The organism is Bacillus sp. FJAT-27245, assembly GCF_001273955.1.
GTDB lineage: Bacteria > Bacillota > Bacilli > Bacillales > Cytobacillaceae > Bacillus_D.
Map to the genome: position 1 here is coordinate 4463051 of NZ_LIGI01000001.1, position 21759 is coordinate 4484809.

Annotated in this window: 19 protein-coding genes; 8 read left to right on the forward strand and 11 right to left on the reverse strand. The window is 45.7% G+C overall.

The window, feature by feature from the left end:
- Positions 1-264: 264 nt before the first annotated feature.
- Positions 265-900: a spore protease YyaC gene (yyaC, locus tag ADU24_RS21765; protein WP_053368613.1), complete on the forward strand. Its 636-nt coding sequence runs from the start codon at positions 265-267 to the stop codon at positions 898-900.
- 42 nt (positions 901-942) lie between these two features.
- Here yyaC and ADU24_RS21770 read toward each other — a convergent pair whose 3' ends face one another.
- From ADU24_RS21770 to rpmH, 11 genes are all read right to left on the reverse strand, one after another.
- Positions 943-1656 carry a DUF554 domain-containing protein gene (locus ADU24_RS21770; RefSeq protein WP_053368614.1) on the reverse strand — a complete coding sequence of 238 codons (714 nt, stop codon included), beginning with the start codon at positions 1654-1656 and terminating at the stop codon, positions 943-945.
- Positions 1657-1716: 60 nt separating this feature from the next.
- Entirely contained in the window at positions 1717-2571 is an 855-nt protein-coding gene (locus tag ADU24_RS21775; protein ID WP_053368615.1) for a ParB/RepB/Spo0J family partition protein, read from the reverse strand.
- Positions 2564-3325: a ParA family protein gene (locus tag ADU24_RS21780; protein ID WP_053368616.1), complete on the reverse strand. Its 762-nt coding sequence runs from the start codon at positions 3323-3325 to the stop codon at positions 2564-2566. Before ADU24_RS21780 ends, ADU24_RS21775 begins: the two co-directional genes overlap by 8 nt.
- 323 nt (positions 3326-3648) lie before the next feature.
- Complete coding sequence (gene noc / locus ADU24_RS21785; RefSeq protein ID WP_053368617.1) at positions 3649-4518, reverse strand: nucleoid occlusion protein; 870 nt, start codon at positions 4516-4518, stop codon at positions 3649-3651.
- 109 nt (positions 4519-4627) lie between these two features.
- Positions 4628-5344: a 16S rRNA (guanine(527)-N(7))-methyltransferase RsmG gene (gene rsmG / locus ADU24_RS21790; protein ID WP_053369043.1), complete on the reverse strand. Its 717-nt coding sequence runs from the start codon at positions 5342-5344 to the stop codon at positions 4628-4630.
- Positions 5345-5365: 21 nt separating this feature from the next.
- Entirely contained in the window at positions 5366-7255 is a 1890-nt protein-coding gene (gene mnmG, locus ADU24_RS21795; protein ID WP_053368618.1) for a tRNA uridine-5-carboxymethylaminomethyl(34) synthesis enzyme MnmG, read from the reverse strand.
- A 122-nt stretch (positions 7256-7377) separates the two neighbouring features.
- The gene (mnmE, locus tag ADU24_RS21800) at positions 7378-8763 is read right to left on the reverse strand and encodes a tRNA uridine-5-carboxymethylaminomethyl(34) synthesis GTPase MnmE (RefSeq protein WP_053368619.1); all 1386 of its coding nucleotides are present in this window, start codon (positions 8761-8763) and stop codon (positions 7378-7380) included.
- 378 nt (positions 8764-9141) lie between these two features.
- Positions 9142-9765 carry an RNA-binding cell elongation regulator Jag/EloR gene (jag, locus tag ADU24_RS21805; RefSeq protein WP_053368620.1) on the reverse strand — a complete coding sequence of 208 codons (624 nt, stop codon included), beginning with the start codon at positions 9763-9765 and terminating at the stop codon, positions 9142-9144.
- The gene (gene spoIIIJ / locus ADU24_RS21810; RefSeq protein ID WP_053368621.1) at positions 9762-10538 is read right to left on the reverse strand and encodes a YidC family membrane integrase SpoIIIJ; all 777 of its coding nucleotides are present in this window, start codon (positions 10536-10538) and stop codon (positions 9762-9764) included. Before spoIIIJ ends, jag begins: the two co-directional genes overlap by 4 nt.
- Positions 10539-10681: 143 nt before the next feature.
- Positions 10682-11047 carry a ribonuclease P protein component gene (rnpA, locus tag ADU24_RS21815; protein WP_053369044.1) on the reverse strand — a complete coding sequence of 122 codons (366 nt, stop codon included), beginning with the start codon at positions 11045-11047 and terminating at the stop codon, positions 10682-10684.
- A 206-nt stretch (positions 11048-11253) separates the two neighbouring features.
- The gene (rpmH, locus tag ADU24_RS21820; RefSeq protein ID WP_053368622.1) at positions 11254-11388 is read right to left on the reverse strand and encodes a 50S ribosomal protein L34; all 135 of its coding nucleotides are present in this window, start codon (positions 11386-11388) and stop codon (positions 11254-11256) included.
- Positions 11389-12051: 663 nt separating this feature from the next.
- On the opposite strand from rpmH, the gene dnaA reads away from it, so the two are divergent.
- From dnaA to gyrA, 7 genes are all read left to right on the forward strand, one after another.
- Positions 12052-13398 carry a chromosomal replication initiator protein DnaA gene (gene dnaA / locus ADU24_RS21825; protein ID WP_053368623.1) on the forward strand — a complete coding sequence of 449 codons (1347 nt, stop codon included), beginning with the start codon at positions 12052-12054 and terminating at the stop codon, positions 13396-13398.
- Between the two features lie 185 nt (positions 13399-13583).
- Positions 13584-14720, forward strand: a complete 1137-nt coding sequence (dnaN, locus tag ADU24_RS21830) for a DNA polymerase III subunit beta (RefSeq protein ID WP_053368624.1) — start codon at positions 13584-13586, stop codon at positions 14718-14720.
- 275 nt (positions 14721-14995) lie between these two features.
- Positions 14996-15214: a S4 domain-containing protein YaaA gene (gene yaaA / locus ADU24_RS21835; protein WP_053369045.1), complete on the forward strand. Its 219-nt coding sequence runs from the start codon at positions 14996-14998 to the stop codon at positions 15212-15214.
- 11 nt (positions 15215-15225) lie between these two features.
- Positions 15226-16344, forward strand: a complete 1119-nt coding sequence (gene recF / locus ADU24_RS21840; protein ID WP_053368625.1) for a DNA replication/repair protein RecF — start codon at positions 15226-15228, stop codon at positions 16342-16344.
- A 9-nt stretch (positions 16345-16353) separates the two neighbouring features.
- Positions 16354-16599: an extracellular matrix regulator RemB gene (gene remB, locus ADU24_RS21845; RefSeq protein WP_053368626.1), complete on the forward strand. Its 246-nt coding sequence runs from the start codon at positions 16354-16356 to the stop codon at positions 16597-16599.
- Positions 16600-16656: 57 nt separating this feature from the next.
- Entirely contained in the window at positions 16657-18567 is a 1911-nt protein-coding gene (gene gyrB / locus ADU24_RS21850) for a DNA topoisomerase (ATP-hydrolyzing) subunit B (RefSeq protein WP_442853763.1), read from the forward strand.
- Positions 18568-18702: 135 nt separating this feature from the next.
- Complete coding sequence (gene gyrA / locus ADU24_RS21855) at positions 18703-21282, forward strand: DNA gyrase subunit A (protein ID WP_053368627.1); 2580 nt, start codon at positions 18703-18705, stop codon at positions 21280-21282.
- Positions 21283-21759: the final 477 nt, after the last annotated feature.

The window sequence follows — 21759 nt, forward strand, 5'->3', positions numbered from 1 at the left end:
TTTTCAACTTTTCGCGGCCAACTGCCTTATATTTCTAGTCCATTACTCCCTGAAGGGGCGTATTCATCCTTCTTTCTACCCTGTTTAGCAAAAACATATTTTAGGTATGTATAGAGTACGAAATATATTCGTATACTGATACTATTCTTTATCTCCCCATTGGGAAAATATTTACCCCACCTTAACTCTAAGTCCTGCACGGACGTTCACCAGCACAACAACTGAACTGAATGCGTTTACGCTTTCCATAAAGGAGTGGGCTTAATGACTATTAAACCAGGCTTATTCGACAGGGTGCAAAACAGCCGGATACATTATGAGGACGCCAAAGCGGAAGCAAAGCTGGCGACTGAGCTGATTACACATTTGCCTTTGTTAACAAGCCGGCCAATCGTAGTGGTCTGCATTGGGACTGACCGATCGACAGGAGATTCGTTGGGCCCTCTCGTTGGTAGTTTCCTTGAAGAGAAGAGGTTGCCATCTTTCCACATATACGGAACGTTGGACGATCCAATCCATGCCGTAAATTTGGAAGAAAAACTGAAGGACATCATGGCAAGGCATTTCCATCCATTTATTATTGCGATTGATGCTTGTCTCGGCCGTTTTAAAAGTGTAGGCATTATTCAGGTTTGCGATGGCCCTGTAAAACCGGGGGCTGGGGTAAACAAGGAATTGCCAGAAGTCGGGGATATGCATATTACTGGAATCGTCAATGTCAGCGGTTTCATGGAGTTTTTTGTTTTGCAAAATACGAGGCTCAGCCTGGTTGTAAAAATGGCAAAAACAATTGCGAACGGTATCCATCTAGCCTCCAAATACCAATACAACCAGCTTGCATGGTCGGAAATCCGCTGGAACAGGGAGCAAGAGGCTGCCATAAATGAACAGACAACCTAAAAACAGGAAAAGCGAGCAAGGCTTCTCCTGTTTTTAGTTTCCTTATGTAAGCTGCTGGTAAAAATAAAGAGCCCCTACCGCCATCGCCGTAACGAGGATGCCCGGGAGCAGATTTGCAACCTTTATTTTCGTTAGCCCGGCCAGATTCAAGCCGATGGCAAAAATCATTACCCCTCCGGTGGCCGTCATTTCCACAATGAATTGATCCATTAATACAGCTGGGACAATCCTGTCAATTTGAGTGGCGAACAAAGCAATCGTCCCTTGATACAGCATAACCGGAATGGCCGAGAACATAACACCGATGCCAAGGGTCGTTGCCAGGATGATTGAAGTAAAACCGTCAATGATCGCTTTCGTATAAAGGACATCGTGGTCACCGCGAATCCCGCTGTCAAGGGCGCCGATAATTGCCATTGCCCCGATTACAAAAATTAGCGTAGCCGTTACAAACCCCTGGGAAATACTTCCCTTTCCGTTCGCGCCAATTTTCCGTTCAAGCCAGAGGCCCAGCCGATTCAGCTTGTCATCCAGGGCCCAAGCCTCGCCAAGTACCCCTCCAAGAACAAGGCTTAAAATGACGATAAGGAAATTTTGGCTTTTAAGGCCCATTTGCAAGCCAAGCACCATTACTGAGAGGCCGATTCCGTGCATGACGGTCGTCTTCATTCCCTCAGGTATACGATGGAGAAGTTTGCCCAGCATTGTGCCCAGGATGATCAACAGCCCGTTAACCAGTGTTCCCCATAAAAACATAACCATTTCCCCTATCTGTAAAGACTTACTGCCTAAAAAAAGAAACCATCACATGATGGCCTAGTCGTTAGATTCGGGTTCTAAAAGATCCAGAAGCCTTTCCAAATCTTCTTTTGAAAAAAACTCGATCTCGATTTTGCCCTTGTTCTTTGTTTGTTTGATGTGGACCGTCGTGCCGAACCTTTCACGTAGCTGGTTCTCCCTATCCCGAATGAAGCGGTCTTTCTTCTTTTCCGGCTTTTTTGTTTCACGTGAAACATTGTCATTCAGTTGCTGGATAAGTTTCTCAAGCTGGCGGACGTTCAGGCTTTCCTTGACGATTTTGTCAACAAGGAGAGGAAGTTTCGATTTTTGCCTCAGCCCAAGAAGAGCCCTTCCGTGTCCCATTGAAATGGTGCCATTGGAAATCAAATCCTGAATTTGTTTCGGCAGCGAGAGGAGCCGTATGTAATTGGCTACATGCGGACGGCTTTTTCCAAGGCGCTTCGCCACTTCCTCCTGGGTGAGGTTAAGCTTCTCCATCAGCGTCTGGTAAGCGGCGGCTTCTTCGATTGGGCTTAAATCTTCCCTCTGTAAGTTCTCGAGAACGGCCAGCTCCATCATCTGCTGTTCGGATAAATCGCGGACGACTGCCGGAACTGTTTCAAGCCCCGCTTGTTTTGCGGCGCGGTAACGGCGCTCCCCGACAACGATTTCATATCCTTTTATGCTTTTTCGGACAACGAGCGGCTGGAGGATCCCATGTTCCAATATGGATTCTTTCAATTCCTCAATTGCTTCCGGCTGAAAATGCTTTCGGGGTTGGTAAGGGTTTGGACGCAATTCTTTAATTCTGATCTCCTGGACAGATTCTTCAGATTCCGCTTCCATATTGGCAAAAAAGGCATCAAGCCCTTTTCCAAGTCCTTTAGCCATTAGAAACCACTTCCTTTGCCAGATCTAAATAAACTTCAGCACCTCGTGATTTCGGATCATAGATGATAATTGGCTCACCATGGCTCGGAGCCTCACTTAAGCGTACATTCCGTGGAATAATCGTCTTGTAGACTTTGTCCTGAAAATACTTTTTTACCTCTTCAATAACCTGGATTCCTAGATTTGTCCTGGCATCAAGCATTGTGAGGAGGACACCTTCTATTTTCAGGTGCTGGTTAAGATGCTTTTGGACCAGCCGAACGGTATTCAGCAGCTGGCTCAGCCCTTCAAGCGCGTAATATTCGCATTGAACGGGAATCAGGACTGCATCGGAGGCTGTAAGGGCGTTGATGGTCAATAAACCGAGGGAGGGAGGGCAATCAATGATGATGTAATCATAATCGTCCTTAACCTCTTCAAGAGCCCTTTTAAGCCTGACCTCGCGGGAAATTGTTGGAACTAGCTCGATTTCCGCCCCGGCAAGCTGGATAGTGGCAGGAATGGCGAACAGGTTTTCAACGTTTGTTGGCCTTATGACCTCTTTTGCTTCAACATCATCGACGAGCACATCGTAAATGCAGTGCTCCACATCGGCCTTTTCCACTCCAATCCCGCTCGTTGCATTCCCCTGGGGATCAATGTCGACCATTAAGACTTTTTTTCCTATGTATGCTAAGCAGGCGCCCAGATTGACAGAGGTGGTCGTTTTCCCGACTCCTCCTTTTTGATTCGCGATTGCAAGTATTTTGCCCACGATGTCACCTACCTTTTTGCTAAAAATAACTGGCATTTCCAAAATGTTTTGAGAAAGCCATGCATTCTATTTTATCATGAAAAATCATTGATGGAGGTGTTTTTATGAAAATATTCCATCCAGCAAATGAAATGCCCGCAAAAATGACGGAAATATCGAAAAAAGACAAAAATTACCCTATCCTCCACTCCCATTATAGCGTCCAACTGTAACACAGTCTATCTAAACAGGAACATATGTTTCCGTTATTTACAAAAAGAGCCGCTCTGTTGCGGCTTATAAAAAAAAACCGGATCCCATATGGAGTCCGGCTAGATGTTTTATTATTTTTTCTTTGGAATTTTAATTGTGAATTGGTAATATTCCTCGAATTCCTCTTCTTCAGAATCAAGGGGGATGCCGCTATCCGAAACCATCGTTAGCGACTGGCGGATTGTGTTGACGGCAATCCGCATGTCCTTGCTGAACGCCTTTCGTTTTGGTTTTGGTTTTTCTTCCTGCTGGCCAAGAAGCTTAATGACCCGTTCCTCGGTTTGCTTCACGTTTAAATTCCTGGTGATAACTTCTTCCATTACCGCAACCTGTTTAGCGCCATCTTTTAAAGGAATGAGCGCGCGGGCATGCCTTTCGGAAATTTGCTTGTTCAATAGCGCATCCTGGACCTCCTGCGGCAGCTTCAGGAGCCTAAGCTTATTGGCGACTGTCGACTGCCCTTTCCCGAGCCGCTGGGCGAGTGCTTCCTGGGTCAGGTTATGGAGCGTAAGCAGCTTTCCATAGGCGAGTGCTTCTTCAATTGGCGAAAGCTCCTCGCGCTGGAGATTCTCAATCAGCGCGACGGAAGCCGTTTCGGTATCGGACATATTTTTAATAATCGCGGGAACTTCTTCCCAGCCCAGTTTTTTCATTGCGCGCCATCTGCGTTCACCGGCAATGATCTCATAGCGTCCGCCTTCGAATTCACGGACAACAATCGGCTGGATGATCCCATGCATATGGATGGTACGTGATAATTCCTCTATTTTTTCGTCATCAAAAACCGTCCTTGGCTGAAACCGGTTTGGGACGATCAAATTTATCGCTATTTTTTTTATTTCTTCATTGCTAGCTTCTGTCTCTATATCAATCTCTTTTTGAAGGTCAATCTGCTCTTCTTTATCACCCCGGCCAAAAAAGCGTGAAAAAGAACTCTTCATCTCCTGCACCACCTTTTAAATACTCCCTATTAAACTAATTCTCTATTCTTCGGAAAAATCCTGCCGAACGGAGAGGCCGATTTCGCCTTTCCTTTAACAGAAAAGAAGATTATGCAATCGGCGATTTTGCGGGGGTTCCAGGCTTCCGCGGATATTTCTTTGGAGTCGGTTTTTCCTTCTTGATGACAATGATAGACCGCTCGCTTTCCTCAAGCGGCAAGGAGAAGGTATTTGTTTCATATGTCTTGCCGCCTAGAACTGTGATTGCCTTCTTTGCATCTTCCAGTTCTTCCTTTGCATTGGCAGCCTTTAAAGCGATAAAATGGCCGCCCTGTTTCACGAGCGGGAGGCAAAGTTCACTTAATACCGATAACCTGGCAACCGCCCTGGCGGTAACAATATCATAGCCTTCCCGGTGCTCGGGTTTGGTTCCGAAGGTTTCCGCCCTGTCATGGATAAAATGGACATTGTCGAGTTCAAGGGCCTTGGCAAGATGATTCAGGAAGGTGATGCGCTTGTTTAATGAATCAACGATCGTTACATTTAGGGAAGGAAAGGCGATTTTTAATGGAATGCTTGGAAACCCTGCTCCAGCGCCTACGTCGCAAAGGGTGAGCGTTCCTGAAAAATCAAAATAAAATGCGGCCGAAAGGGAGTCGTAAAAATGCTTTAAATAAACCTCATCCCGGTCGGTAATCGCGGTAAGGTTCATCTTTTCATTCCATTCAACCAATGTTTTGAAATATGTCTCGAACTGGCCAAGCTGGGCGGAGGAGAGGGAAATCCCCCTGTCCCCAAGCAGCCCGGCAAATTGTTCTGCGTTCATAATTTTCATCCAACTCCGCTCTTATTCTGCTTTTATCCTTGCAACCCGGCCGTGCTCCAAATATACGAGGAGAATAGAAATATCCGCCGGGTTTACCCCTGAAATCCTTGATGCCTGGGCAATTGAAAGCGGCCTTACTTGTTTAAGGTTCTGGCGGGCTTCATTCGCAATCCCGGAGATGGCATCATAATCGATGTTTTCCGGGATTTTTTTATTTTCCATCTTCTTCAGCCGGTCAACCTGCTGAAGCGATTTCTCAATATATCCCTCATACTTTATCTGAATTTCCACCTGTTCCTTGACTTCGTCGTCAAGGCTTATTTCCGGGGGAATGATGGATTCAATATGGCTGTAATTCATTTCGGTTCTTCTCAGGAAGTCGGCGGCACGGATTCCATCTTTCAGCTCGCTGCCTCCGAGGCTCCGAATCAATTCCTGGACTTCCGCTGTTGGCTTGATAATCGTTGCTTTTAGCCGTTTTATTTCCGCTTCGATCGCACCATTTTTCTTTTGGAACTTCTCGTTCCGTTCATCCGGGATCAATCCGATCCGATGGCCGATTTCCGTCAGGCGGAGATCCGCATTGTCATGGCGGAGAAGAAGCCTGTATTCTGCCCTTGAAGTCAAGAGGCGGTATGGCTCGCTTGTCCCTTTCGTAACCAGGTCATCAATCATGACGCCAATGTAGGCTTCCGAACGGCTCAAAATGAGTTCTTCCTTGCCAAGCGCGTTCATTGCGGCATTAATGCCTGCCATCAATCCCTGGCCGGCCGCTTCCTCATAGCCCGACGTTCCATTGATTTGGCCTGCTGTATAAAGATTCTTCACCTTTTTTGTTTCAAGGGTCGGCCAAAGCTGCGTAGGAACGATAGCGTCGTATTCAATCGCGTAACCCGCCCTCATCATTTGCGCATCTTTTAAGGCAGGAATCGTTTTGATAATCTTGTGTTGCACTTCTTCCGGTAGGCTTGTAGAAAGTCCTTGTACATATACTTCCTCCGTATTTCTACCTTCCGGCTCAAGGAAGATTTGGTGGCGCGGCTTGTCGTTAAACCTGACCACCTTATCTTCAATGGATGGACAATAACGCGGACCCGACCCTTTGATCATCCCGGAAAACATCGGGGATCGGTGAAGGTTTTCATCAATGATCCGATGGGTATGTTCATTCGTATAAGTCAGCCAGCATGGAAGCTGGTCGGTGATATATTTTGTTGTTTCGTACGAAAATGCCTGCGGAAGATCGTCTCCTGGCTGAATTTCAGTTTGGGAGTAATCGATTGTTTTTCCATGTACCCGAGGAGGCGTACCTGTTTTAAAACGGACCAGATCAAAGCCCAGCTCTTCTAGATGCTCGGACAATTTGATTGAAGGCTGCTGGTTATTAGGGCCGCTTGAATATTTAAGGTCGCCAATGATTATTTCACCGCGCAGGAATGTACCCGTAGTAATAATAACGGTTTTAGCTTGATACTTTGCTCCCGTCTGGGTAATGACGCCCGTACAAACCCCATCTTCTACAACCAAATTTTCTACCATTCCCTGGAGAAGAGTAAGGTTTTTTTCACTTTCAAGCGTTTTTTTCATTTCATGCTGGTAGGAAAATTTGTCCGCCTGAGCACGAAGCGCACGTACAGCAGGTCCCTTCCCTGTATTGAGCATTCTCATCTGAATATAGGTTTTATCAATATTTTTTCCCATTTCACCGCCAAGGGCATCAATTTCCCTGACGACAATCCCTTTTGCCGGCCCCCCGATTGATGGGTTGCATGGCATAAAGGCGACCATATCAAGATTGATTGTGATCATTAAGGTTTTTGCGCCAATTCGGGCAGCTGCCAATCCGGCTTCACAGCCAGCATGGCCCGCGCCGATGACGATTACATCATAATTTCCGGCCTCGTAGTGCATTTACGCTGCCTCCTTTTCATTTAGCATAAAACATTACTCAATATCTTTAATTTTTGCTCCAAATCTACATGTGTTCAACTAAAAAAATCTACCCTCTGCTACAAATGTACAAAAACAAGGCGTTATTTTCCTAGGCAGAATTGAGAAAATAGCTGATCAATCAAGCTTTCATGGACACTTTCGCCAATGACCTCGCCCAAAAGCTCCCACGAACGGGTTAAATCGATTTGTACAATATCAATCGGAATACCATTTTCAACTCCGTTAATTGATTCCTCAACCGCATGCAGCGCCTGGCCAAGGAGAGCAATATGGCGGCTATTCGATACGTAGGTCATGTCCCCAGCATCAATTGACCCGGCAAAAAACAGCGCTGCTATCGCATCTTCAAGTTCATCGATTCCCCTGTCTTCAAGGAGGGAAGTTGAAACTATCCGCCTGTTTCCGGCAAGGGCCTTTACTTCCTCCATATCAATTACCTGGGGCAAGTCAGTCTTGTTGACGATGATAATGGCATCCATTCCTTCGACTGCCTTAAAAATATTCCGGTCCTCATCTGTGAGCCGGTCTGAATTGTTCAGGACGAGCAAGATCAAATCCGCTTCCTTAAGCACCTGGCGTGACTTTTCAACGCCAATTTTTTCGACGATATCTTCCGTCTCCCTGATCCCGGCTGTATCGAGAAGGCGAAGCGGGACTCCCCGGACATTGACATATTCCTCGATAACATCCCTCGTGGTACCTGGAATGTCAGTTACGATTGCCTTATTTTCCTGTGCAAGGCTATTCAAGAGGGACGATTTTCCGACATTCGGCCTGCCAACAATGACAGTGGAAAGGCCCTCTCTTAATATTTTACCCTGTTGGGATGTTTGTAAAAGCTTTTTAATTTCATCCCGCACATAGCCTGCTTTCTGAAGCAGCATCGTGTGCGTCATCTCTTCCACATCGTCATATTCCGGATAATCGATATTCACTTCCACATGGGCCAGCGTTTCGAGTATTTCCTGTCTAAGTTTTTTAATAAGCCTGGACAGGCGCCCTTCCATCTGGCCAAGCGCCACGCTCATCGCCCGGTCCGTCTTTGCCCGGATCAAATCCATGACGGCTTCCGCCTGGGAAAGGTCAATCCTTCCATTAAGGAATGCGCGTTTCGTAAATTCCCCCGGCTCCGCCAACCTTGCTCCATTATTCAGCACGAGCTGGAGCACACGATTCACCGACACAAGCCCACCGTGGCAGTTTATTTCAATTACATCCTCTTTTGTAAAGGTTTTTGGGCCCCGCATCGCAGAGACCATTACTTCCTCGACCGTCTCCCCTGTCTTCGGATCAATAAGATGTCCATAATGGATCGTATGGGACGCGACATTGCCTAGCATTTTACCGGACGGGCTCTTAAACAGTTTATCCGCGATTTTAAACGCCTCGTCCCCGCTCAGCCTTACAATCGCGATTGCTCCCTCACCCATTGGAGTCGAAATCGCCGCAATTGTATCAAATTCCATGTTTTCCACCTCTTTTCGTTTCAACTTCATCTATAGTTTATTTGATTTATTGTTTTTCCCACTCTTAAGGGCTTTGTGTTCCCACTTCATCATCCAGTGAAATCAAAGCACCGCTGATTATCCCCAAAATAACAGAATAGCATACTGTCCCTTTCAAAAAAACACCTTTATCCACACGGTTGGGATGAACATGTTTTATTTTAACTTATCCACATGTGAATAACAATAAAGCGTAAGCAATCCACACACTTGCCATTCGACGGTTTCCTCTCCCTTTGAATCCGGCAAGATGCTATTTTGTAACAAGGGAGTTTTTTCTACATAAAAAATCCCGCCTCCGGAATATAGGAAGCGGGATTTCTTAACAGCTATTCTTTTTTAGTGGCGTACCGGCGTAATGACGATGTGCCTGTGAGGCTCAGTGCCATCCGAATACGTCTTTACTCTGCTATTTTCGGAAAGTGCGGTATGGATGACTTTCCGTTCGTATGAAGGCATCGGTTCAAGCGTGACTGTTTTGCCCGTCTTGACTGCTTTTTGGGCAAGGCGCTCCGCCAATTGAATCAGCGTTTCATTGCGGCGTTCCCTGTAATTTTCGGCATCAAGGATGATGGTAAGATATTGCTCCGAGAAACGATTGATGACGAGCTGGGTCAAGTACTGAAGGGAGTTGAGGGTCTGTCCCCTCTTCCCGATCAATAACGCGATCTTTTCTCCGGACATTACGAACGTTACATGTTTGCCTTCCCTTTTTGCCTCGATTTCAATGGACGCTCCCATTTGCTCGCTGACCTCGGCAAGGAATTTTTTTGCTTCTTCAATCGGATCAGGTTTGAGGGTAACTTTTACAATAGCCGGCCTTGTTCCAAATAGGCCGAAAATCCCTTTTTTCCCCTCATCAACAATTTCTATTTCTGTGCGGTCTTTTGTTGTGTTCAATTGAGCCAGTGCTGATTGGACTGCTTCATCTACGGTTTGCCCGCTAGCAGTTATCTGTTTCACTTCTTTGCTCCCCCCGCGCCGCCGGTGGCTGAAGCCTTCTTCAGGTCCGGCCCTTTAATGAAATATGTCTGGACAATCATGAACAGGTTCCCCACTACCCAGTATAAGGAAAGGGCTGCCGGGAAGTTGATGGCGAAAATAAGGATCATAATCGGCATCATGTAAAGCATCATTTGCATTTGCGGATTGCCTTCCGTCCCGGCCATCATCATTTTTTGCTGGATGAACGTGGTGATACCGGCCAAAATCGGCAGGATGTAATACGGATCCTTATCCCCAAGATCGAACCAAAGGAAATTGTGGTCTGCAATCGCTCTTGTTCTTGAAATTGCATGGTAAAAACCGATTAGGATCGGCATCTGGACCAAAATAGGCAAACATCCAGCCAGCGGGTTGACTCCATGTTTCTGGAAAAGGGCCATCGTTTCCTGCTGGAGTTTCTGCTGTGTTTTCTGGTCCTTTGAGCTGTATTTTTCACGCAATGCCTGCATTTCCGGCTGGAGGGCCTGCATCGCTTTTGAACTTCTCGTTTGCTTAATCATCAATGGAAGGATTGCCAGGCGGATCAGAATCGTTACTACAATGATGGAAAGCCCGAAGCTTCCCCATAAGATGTGCGCTCCCTCTGTAATTAGCCATGAGAGTGGGTACACAATGTACTCGTTCCAAAAACCTTTGCTGTTTGCATCAATTGGCTTATTTACCTCCATACAGCCTGAGAGCAGGAGAACCAATGAAAATAAACCTAAATACAGTATTTTTCGCTTACTCAACCGAAATTTCCTCCTTAAGCGGATGGGTATGTGAATTTATTTTAGGATGTCCCTCCTGAAAAGGACATGCTATCTGAATCATTCTATCATTTTTTTAAAGGAAGTGCTTTCAAAATCTAAGGAAGCGGAAAAAAACATCTTCTTTACCGCCCATTGTCGACAGGAAAGTTCCTATTTAACACTTTTGCAAGCTTCAAGACGTGGGCGAGGCTCTTTTTCACATCGTGGAAATCCATTTCCGCGGCAGGCTTCCTGGCTATGATGACATAATCATGGCTCGTGGCAAGCCCTTCCTTCATTTCAAAAATCGCCTGCCGTATGTATCGTTTAATCCTGTTTCTCATCACGGCATTTCCGATTTTTTTGCTCACCGATAAGCCGATCCGGAATGAAGGCTGCTCCTCCTTTTTCAGGACATAGACGATGAACTGCCTGTTTGCAGTCGAGCGCCCCTTTTTGAAAACTGTCTGAAACTCATTATTTTTTTTTATCCGGAATTCTTTTTTCATGACTTCACCTTCCATCTTCGCCACCTGATGGCCTCCACCTCTACATCTCATCCTCTCCCCCGCGGCCGGCCGTTATTCGGAGGGCCGCGAAGGGAAAATAACTAACCATGCCGCTCAGTTATGGGCATGGGAGTGGTTTTGGGGTGAACCCGAAGAAAATCGACTTTATTTTCAATAGAAAAAAGACCACTGAGACGGTCAGTGGCCTAAGCTGATAATACTTTTCTTCCTTTTTGGCGGCGGCGCGCTAGTATCTTACGGCCGTTCGCTGAGCTCATGCGGCTGCGGAACCCGTGAACTTTGCTATGCTTCCTTTTCTTTGGCTGGTACGTCCTTTTCATCGTGTGACACCTCCCTAAGGAATTGCTTATATGGACAGTCTAGCTTGCTTATAATTTACGCTTGGTAAAGACAGTCTTAATTATTATAGAGACGCATCCATGAAGTTGTCAACTATTGATTATGATTTCATACATCTACCAGTCCGCAAAGGGGAAGGATCATCCTCCGGCCATACCCTTTTTCCGCCTCCAGCTTTTCCCGAAAAAGATCCATAGTTATGCCTGTGGATAAATTCCGACAGATTTTTTACATTCTCCCTTGCTTATTGACAGGTTTTTCACATACTCTAGTATTGTGGATAAATCGAATCTGGATAAATCCGGTTCTTGTGGATAATTACTAAAAGCCATTGCGCCGCTTACTTTTTTTTGGTATTATAGTTGTGTTTTCACTTCTAATAAATCACTGTGGACAATATAGATGTCCACAGGTTGTGGATAAGTTGTGGACAGGTTATCCCGCCACTTTGTATAAACTTGTCCACATACCGTGGATATTGTCGAAACCTCTTATTCTTTCCTTATAATATGTTTTTCCACAAATCCATCACCTTGAATAATTATTCATATGGGTTGTACAGCTTGTACAACATCACCGAATCAACAAATATACAAGAAACTATACTTGTAAGTATCAAAGACTAACAGAGGGAGGGAAACTAGTTGGAAAATATCGCGGACTTATGGAATGCGGCGTTGGCCACGATTGAAACAAAAATAAGCAAGCCCAGCTTCGATACATGGCTGAAATCGACAAAAGCGCATTCGCTCCAGGGCAATACATTAGTTGTAACGGCACCGAACGAATTCGCACGTGACTGGCTTGAAGAACGATATGCCCCTTTAATATCGGAAACACTTTATGAAATTACCGGGGAAGAGCTTGAAGCAAAATTTATTATTCCACAAGTGCAGGACGACAATGAGCCTGAACTTGCTCTCCCGAAAAAAAAGCATAAAAAAGAGGAAGAAACCAATGACATCCCACTAACGATGCTTAACCCAAAGTATACGTTTGATACATTTGTCATTGGATCAGGAAACAGGTTTGCCCATGCCGCCTCGCTAGCGGTTGCTGAAGCTCCTGCGAAAGCATACAATCCCCTATTCATCTATGGGGGGGTAGGGCTTGGCAAAACACACTTGATGCATGCAATCGGCCATTACGTCCTGGAACATAATCCATCTGCAAAAGTTGTCTATTTGTCTTCCGAAAAATTCACAAATGAATTTATTAATTCAATCCGTGACAACAAGGCGATTGAATTTCGGAATAAGTATCGCAAAGTCGATGTATTGCTGATTGATGACATCCAATTCCTTGCGGGAAAAGAGTCAACGCAGGAAGAATTTTTCCATACATTCAACACGTTGCACGAAGAGAGCAAGCAAATCATCATTTCGAGTGACCGGCCGCCAAAAGAAATTCCAACCCTTGAAGACCGGCTCCGCTCCAGGTTCGAATGGGGACTCATTACCGACATTACTCCTCCTGACCTGGAGACAAGGATTGCGATCCTTCGCAAGAAAGCGAAAGCGGAAGGCCTAGATATTCCAAATGAAGTGATGCTTTATATAGCAAACCAAATCGACTCAAACATCAGGGAACTTGAAGGCGCCCTTATTCGAGTTGTCGCCTATTCCTCATTGATTAACAAGGATATTAACGCCGACCTCGCAGCCGAGGCCCTCAAGGATATAATCCCTAGCTCGAAGCCGAGAATCGTCACAATCCTCGATATCCAAAAGGCAGTCGGGCAGCAGTTCAACGTAAAGCTTGAGGATTTCAAGGCGAAGAAACGGACCAAATCTGTGGCATTTCCTCGCCAGGTTGCCATGTACCTGTCCCGTGAACTTACCGATTTCTCACTTCCGAAAATCGGCGAAGAGTTCGGTGGCCGGGACCATACGACAGTCATCCATGCCCATGAAAAGATTTCAAAGCTGCTTGCTGTCGATGCACAGCTGCAAAAGCAAGTCAAAGAGCTGAACGAGCTGTTGAAAGTTTAACGTTATTGTGAATAACTCCGTTGAGGTTACACACAGTCTGTCCACATGTGGATAGACTGTCTTTCCTTTGAATAGGCCAGTTATCCACAAACCCACAGGCCCTACTAGTACTTCTACTGTTTTTTTAAAGAACTTAATAATATATTTTTAGCAAAAAAAATTATGCATGAATCGGGGGAAGAAAAATGAAATTCAATATTCAGCGCGACTATCTTGTCCAGAGCGTAAATGATGTGATGAAGGCAGTAACATCAAGAACGACAATCCCAATCCTGACCGGGATTAAAATTGTTGCGGAAACGGACGGAGTAACCTTAACAGGAAGCGATTCCGATATATCGATCCAATCTTTCATTCCAAAAGAAGAAAATGGGAATGAAATCGTTGAAATCAAACAGGAAGGTGCAATTGTCCTACAAGCGAAGTTTTTCAGCGAAATTGTAAAAAAACTTCCTACCGATACAGTCGAAATTGAGGTGCATAACCACCTTCAGACGGTTATTCGCTCAGGAAAATCAGAATTTAACCTTATTGGCCTGGATGCCGAGGAATATCCGCACCTTCCGCAGGTTGAAGAAAAGAACAAATTCCGTATTCCTGCGGATTTGCTGAAAGCATTGATCAGACAAACCGTTTTCGCGGTTTCCACCTCGGAAACACGGCCTATCTTGACAGGTGTAAACTGGAAGGCCGAAAACAATCAGTTGATCTGTATTGCAACAGATTCACATCGGCTCGCATTAAGGAAAGCGCATGTGGAAACGGAAAACAATGATTCCTATAATGTCGTGATTCCAGGAAAAAGCCTGAATGAACTGAGCAAAATCATTGCTGACACAAATGAGGCGATTGATATCGTCATTACCGATAACCAGGTGCTGTTCAGTGCGAAAAACTTGCTCTTTTTCTCCCGGCTGCTTGAAGGGAACTATCCTGACACATCCAGGCTCATCCCGCAGGAAAGCAAAACGGATGTCGTCGTCCATACGAAGGATTTCCTCCATGCGATTGACAGGGCCTCGCTTTTGGCAAAGGAAGGACGAAACAATGTTGTTAAATTTTCGACTCTTGGCGATGGCAACGTCGAAGTTTCCTCCAACACCCCTGAAATTGGTAAAGTAGTCGAAGAAATCCAAAGCCAATCTATTGAAGGCGAGGAATTAAAAATCTCCTTTAGCGCAAAATACATGATGGACGCATTAAAAGCACTTGAAGGCACAGATATTAAAGTGAGCTTTACAGGAGCGATGAGGCCGTTTGTCATCCGTCCGGTTCACGACGAATCGACACTGCAGTTGATTCTTCCGGTAAGGACTTACTAAATTATTCCCAATAAGGATAAAAGGAGCTGCCGGTTGACTGGCAGCTTCGTTTCTTACTAATGGATGGAATGCGAGGTTCCATTTGTATATTTTTTCCACAAAAATCAACCCGAAACAGGAATAAACATGCTAAAACTCAGTATTCTTTGTATCTTCGCTGTTTTTTTAGTAAAATAAAGTATTAGATACTTCTAGCTGGAAATGCTCAACCATCATTTGGAATGGGCAGATCCGGGATAAAGGATATGCCAATTTTTTTGAAAAGAGTGAGGAAAATGCCGGTTGAGATAAAAATCGATACGGAATACATCACGCTGGGCCAGTTTCTAAAGCTTGCCGAAGTAATCCAGACTGGCGGAATGGCCAAATGGTTCCTTGGGGAGCACGAGGTGTTCATCAACGGGGAACAGGACCAAAGAAGAGGAAGAAAACTCGCTGCTGGAGACAAAATATCCATCCCCGGCTTCGGTGAATTTACCCTTGAACAGGCTTAAGGGATATTGTCATGTATATTGAGAAGTTGGCTTTAAAAAATTATCGGAATTATGAGAGCCTTGAAATTGATTTCGAGAACAAGGTGAATGTAATCCTTGGAGAAAACGCCCAGGGAAAAACAAATCTCATGGAATCAATCTATGTCCTGGCAATGGCAAAATCCCACCGGACCTCGAATGACAAAGATCTTATTCGCTGGGATTCGGATTATGCTAAAATAGAAGGGCGTATTAAACGAAAACACGGTTCTCTCCCGATGCAGCTCGTTATTTCAAAAAAAGGCAAGAAAGCCTGGTGCAATCATATCGAGCAGCAAAGGCTGAGCCAGTATGTCGGGAACTTTAATGTAGTCATGTTCGCGCCTGAAGACCTGAACCTTGTTAAAGGCAGCCCGCAGATCCGAAGGCGTTTCATAGATATGGAGATCGGACAGGTTTCGCCTGTCTATTTGCACGGCGTCAGCCAGTATTTGAAAATCCTGCAGCAACGGAACCACTACTTGAAAATGCTGCAAATCAGGAAAACGAGTGACGAAACAATGCTTGATATCCTCACAGAACAATTTATCCAGGCTGCGGTCAGGATTACCGCAAAAAGGTTTGAATTCCTCAAGATCCTTGAAAAATGGGCCCAACCCCTCCACAAAGGCATCTCGAGAGGCATTGAAACATTGGAAATCCACTACTCCCCTTCTGTCAATGTATTAGAAGGACAGGATTTGTCGAAAATGATAGAGGTATTTGAAGATAAATTCACAAAGGTAAAAGCCAGGGAAATCGAACGGGGAACGACCCTTTTCGGGCCTCACAGGGATGATGTCCTCTTCCACGTGAACGGGCGCGACGTCCAGACATTCGGGTCACAGGGCCAGCAGCGGACAACGGCATTATCAGTAAAGCTAGCCGAGATTGAGCTAATTCAGTCCGAAATCGGTGAATATCCAATCCTCTTATTGGACGATGTCCTGTCGGAGCTTGACGATTACCGGCAATCCCATCTCCTTAATACAATTCTTGGGAGAGTGCAAACGTTTGTGACAACAACAAGTGTGGAAGGAATCGACCACCAGACGATCAAGGAGGCTTCCACCTTCATTGTCAACTCAGGGGAGATTATACAGAGGAGTTGAGGCGGTCCTATGTACATTCACATCGGTGAAGACCATATGGKAAGGGKGAAAGAAATTATTGCGATTATCGATAAAGGCAGCGCCACGGATTCCCGATTGGCTGAATCGGCCCAAGCTGTCAATTTGTCGAAGGGTCCCTTCAAATCGGTCGTTGTTACCGAGAAAGAGATCTATTTATCCCCACTGGCCTCAACCACATTAAAAAAACGTTCAGCCCGGATGGGCATTCAGGATTTTTATATGAACTTAACATAAATCAGCAAGGCAAATGCAATGAAAGAGCAGGTGAGCGGTTTGGCAATGGATCAAGAAATGATGAATGAGCAATCGTATGATGCCAGTCAAATTCAGGTGCTTGAAGGCCTGGAGGCTGTTAGGAAGCGACCTGGGATGTACATCGGCTCGACAAGCAGCAAAGGKCTGCACCACCTTGTCTGGGAAATTGTCGATAATAGTATAGATGAAGCGCTGGCCGGCTATTGCGATAAAATTAAGGTCATTATTGAAGAGGATAATAGCATTACGGTCAAAGATAACGGGCGCGGCATTCCTGTCGGGATTCAGGAGAAGATGGGCAGGCCCGCGGTTGAGGTTATCCTGACTGTGTTGCACGCCGGCGGTAAATTTGGCGGCGGAGGATATAAAGTTTCCGGAGGGCTGCACGGGGTCGGAGCATCCGTTGTGAATGCCCTGTCCACTTTCCTTGAGGTTTTTGTCCACCGGGACGGCAATATTTATTACCAGAAATATGAGCGGGGCGTTCCCGTCGCCGATTTGAAGGTGATTGGCGAAACCGATACGACAGGTACGACCATCCACTTCAAACCGGACCCGGAAATTTTTACGGAAACACTTGAATATGAATACGATGTGCTGGCAAACAGGCTTCGTGAGTTGGCCTTCCTAAACCGTGGAATCAACATTTCCATCGAAGACAAGCGGGTGGAGAACAAATCGAATGAGTACCATTATGAAGGCGGAATTAAATCGTATGTAGAGCATTTGAACCGCTCGAAAGAAGTCATCCATGATGAGCCGATCTATATGGAGGGCGGCCGTGACGGGATTACGGTCGAAGTGGCCATGCAATACAACGATGGCTATACAGGAAACCTTTATTCTTTTGCAAATAATATCAATACGTATGAAGGCGGTACCCATGAATTCGGGTTCAAGACCGCGTTGACGAGAGTCATAAACGATTATGCCCGTAAGAGCGGGATTTTCAAGGAAGCCGATGCAAACCTTTCTGGCGAGGATGTCCGTGAAGGATTGACCGCCATCGTTTCCATCAAGCATCCCGACCCGCAATTCGAAGGGCAAACCAAAACCAAGCTTGGCAACTCGGAAGTACGCGCGGTAACCGATGCGGTTTTTGCGGACCAATTTGAAAAATTCATGCTTGAAAATCCTATTGTTGCCAGGAAGATTGTTGAAAAAGGGCTGATGGCCGCCCGAGCAAGGCTAGCTGCGAAAAAAGCACGCGAATTGACACGCAGGAAAAGCGCGCTGGAAGTCTCAAGCCTTCCAGGAAAGCTCGCGGACTGCTCATCAAAAGATCCTTCCGAGAGTGAAGTTTACATTGTAGAGGGTGACTCTGCAGGCGGATCCGCCAAACAGGGCCGCGACCGCCATTTCCAGGCAATCCTCCCGCTCCGCGGAAAGATTTTGAATGTTGAAAAGTCACGACTTGATAAAATCCTGTCCAATAACGAAGTAAGGGCGATTATTACAGCCGTGGGTACAGGGATTGGTGAAGATTTCGATATTAGCAAAGCGAGATACCATAAAATCGTCATCATGACAGATGCCGATGTCGACGGCGCCCATATCCGCACTTTATTATTGACGTTCTTTTACCGTTATATGCGCCAGATCATTGAGTCGGGCTATATTTATATCGCACAGCCGCCGCTGTATAAAATCCAGCAGGGCAAACGCGTGGAATACGCATATAACGACAAGCAAATGGACGAAATCATGGCTGGGCTTCCGGCGACGCCAAGGCCTAATGTCCAGCGGTATAAGGGGCTTGGGGAAATGAATCCGGACCAGCTGTGGGAGACAACGATGAATCCTGAGACACGGACACTTCTCCAGGTAAACCTGACTGACGCGATCGAAGCCGATGAGACATTTGAAATCCTTATGGGCGACAAGGTTGAACCCCGCAGGAACTTTATCGAGGAAAACGCACTTTATGTGAAAAACCTGGATATTTAAAAACGATAAACGCCGCATGACACGATGATTCAACTTAAAAGCCAGGATAGATAGTCATCTATCCTGCTTTTGCAATTAATTTAGGGTTTATGGGCCAGCGCGCAATAGCGGCCAGTCCCTAATGGAGGTAATTTGATGGCTGATTTTGAAAACCCCCGAGTAAGGGAAATAAATATTAGCCAGGAAATGAAATCATCCTTCCTGGACTATGCAATGAGTGTTATCGTTTCACGTGCCCTACCTGATGTCCGGGACGGACTGAAGCCGGTGCACCGCCGTATCCTCTATGCAATGCACGACCTCGGAATGCATTCCGACAAACCATACAAGAAATCCGCGCGTATTGTCGGGGATGTAATTGGTAAATACCATCCACATGGCGATTCCGCTGTTTATGAAACAATGGTCCGCATGGCCCAGGATTTCAACTATCGCTATATGCTCGTCGATGGACATGGAAACTTCGGTTCAGTGGACGGCGATGCGGCCGCGGCAATGCGTTACACGGAATCGAGAATGTCAAAAATCTCGATGGAGCTGTTAAGGGATATCAATAAAGATACCATTGACTACCAGGATAACTATGATGGAGAGGAAAGAGAGCCTGTTGTCCTCCCCGCCCGTTTCCCTAACCTGCTCGTAAATGGGACGACGGGGATTGCGGTTGGAATGGCGACGAATATTCCTCCACACCAGCTTGGTGAAGTAATCGATGGCGTATTGGCCCTCAGCAAAGATCCTGATATTACAATCCATGAACTGATGGATACGATTCCGGGCCCTGATTTCCCGACTGGCGGAATAATCATTGGGCGAAGCGGGATCCGCAAAGCATATGAAAGCGGCCGGGGTTCAATCACACTCCGGGCAAAAGTCGAAATTGAACAGCTGAAAAACGGCAAAGAAGTCATTATTGTAAATGAATTGCCTTACCAGGTGAACAAAGCACGGTTAATTGAAAAAATAGCCGAGCTCGTACGTGATAAAAGGATTGACGGTATTACGGATCTGCGGGATGAATCTGACCGAAATGGAATGCGTATTTACATCGAGGTCAGAAAAGATGCGAATGCAAATGTCGTACTAAATAATTTGTACAAGCAAACCGCCATGCAGACCAGCTTCGGAATTAATTTGCTTGCCCTTGTTGACGGACAGCCAAAGGTTCTAAATTTGAAGCAGTGCCTAAAATATTACCTTGCGCACCAACAAGTGGTCATTAGGCGCAGGACTGAATATGAGCTAGGCAAGGCTGAAGCCAGGGCGCATATCCTCGAAGGGCTGCGCATTGCCCTGGATAATCTGGATGCGGTCATTACACTAATCCGTAATTCCAGGACAACCGATATTGCAAAGGATGGCTTAATGTCGACCTTCAATCTTTCCGAAAAGCAGGCCCAGGCAATTCTCGATATGAGGTTGCAGCGCTTAACTGGACTGGAAAGGGAAAAAATTGAGGATGAATTCCAGAGCTTGATGGCTTTGATAGCCGAATTAAAGGCGATTCTTGCCGATGAAGAGAAAATTCTGGACATTATCCGTGAAGAACTGCTCGAAATCAAAGAGCGTTTTAACGATAAAAGGCGTACCGAAATCGTTGCAGGCGGAATTGAGAACATTGAGGATGAAGACCTGATTCCGCGTGAGACAGTTGTTCTTACCCTCACCCACAATGGCTACATCAAGCGCCTGCCTGTTTCCACCTATCGCGCCCAAAAACGTGGCGGCCGGGGAATTCAGGGTATGGGGACAAATGAGGATGACTTTGTTGAACAGCTGATTACAACGTCAACCCATGATACAATCCTCTTCTTTACGAATAAGGGGAAAGTATACCGCGCCAAAGGTTACGAGATTCCGGAATTCAGCCGTACGGCCAAAGGACTCCCGATTATTAACCTTCTCGGCATTGAGAAAGGTGAATGGGTCAATGCAATCATCCCGATTGATGAGTTCGTCGATGACTGGTTCCTCTTCTTTACAACAAAGGAAGGGATTTCGAAGCGTTCGCCGCTTACTTCATTTGCCCATATTCGGAACAACGGCCTTATCGCCTTGAACCTTCGAGAGGGAGATGAGTTGATTTCTGTCCGGCTTACTGATGGAAACAAGGAAATCGCAATCGCAACCAAGAAAGGGATGCAAATCCGTTTCCCAGAAACCGACGTAAGGACAATGGGAAGAACCGCTACAGGCGTAAAAGGAATTACGCTTGACCCTGATGATGAAGTCATCGGGATGGAGGTCCTTGAAGAAGGCACTGATGTGCTTGTCGTAACAAGCAAAGGATATGGAAAGCGGACAGCTGCAGCCGAATACCGGATCCAGGGCCGTGGAGGAAAAGGTATTAAGACCGCAAACGTAACCGAACGGAACGGTGAACTCGTTTCAATGAAAACAGTTACGGGTGAGGAAGACCTTATGCTTATTACCACAAGCGGGGTACTTATCCGTATACCGGTCGACAGCATTTCGAAGGTTGGCCGAAACACAATTGGTGTCAAGCTGATTAACATTAAAGATAATGAGAGTGTGGCAACCGTTGCGAAAGTCGAAAGGGAAGAAGATAAGCCCGACGATGAATCAGACCTTTCTGGTGATGCAGTAGAAGCAATGCATACAGAAGAAAATATTGTAGTAACTGAAGTAGTAGAATTGGATGAGCCTGCCGGTAACCTCGAGGAAGGTAAAGAAGATGAGGGTGAAGAAGAATAACAAGGCAAAATGTATAATAAAGCGGGAAGCCGGACTATGGCTTCCTGCTCTTTTTTTATTTATGGAAAGCAAAATGTAAGGCTAAAGCATTTACCGTCTAATTGAACCATGAGCTTGAAAAATCAAATTTACTTTCTGCTGAAATCGAAGTGAATTATCAGAAATTACTTTTTGTTTTAAAAGGTATTGCCTGTTTGCTTGGCTGCTGATATAATCACAAAGGTCGGCTTGAGTTGTTAACACTGACAAGTTAAATATTTATTAAAAAGTGTTGACGAAAGCCAGCTGATATGTTATATTATTAAAGTCGCTGTTGAGCGATAATTGCTCTTTGAAAACTAAACAAACAAGCGTCAACAAACAATAATATAGTGATCTTCGGATCACTAGCCAACGTAACATTTTGAGCATGACTCAACTCTTTTTGGAGAGTTTGATCCTGGCTCAGGACGAACGCTGGCGGCGTGCCTAATACAT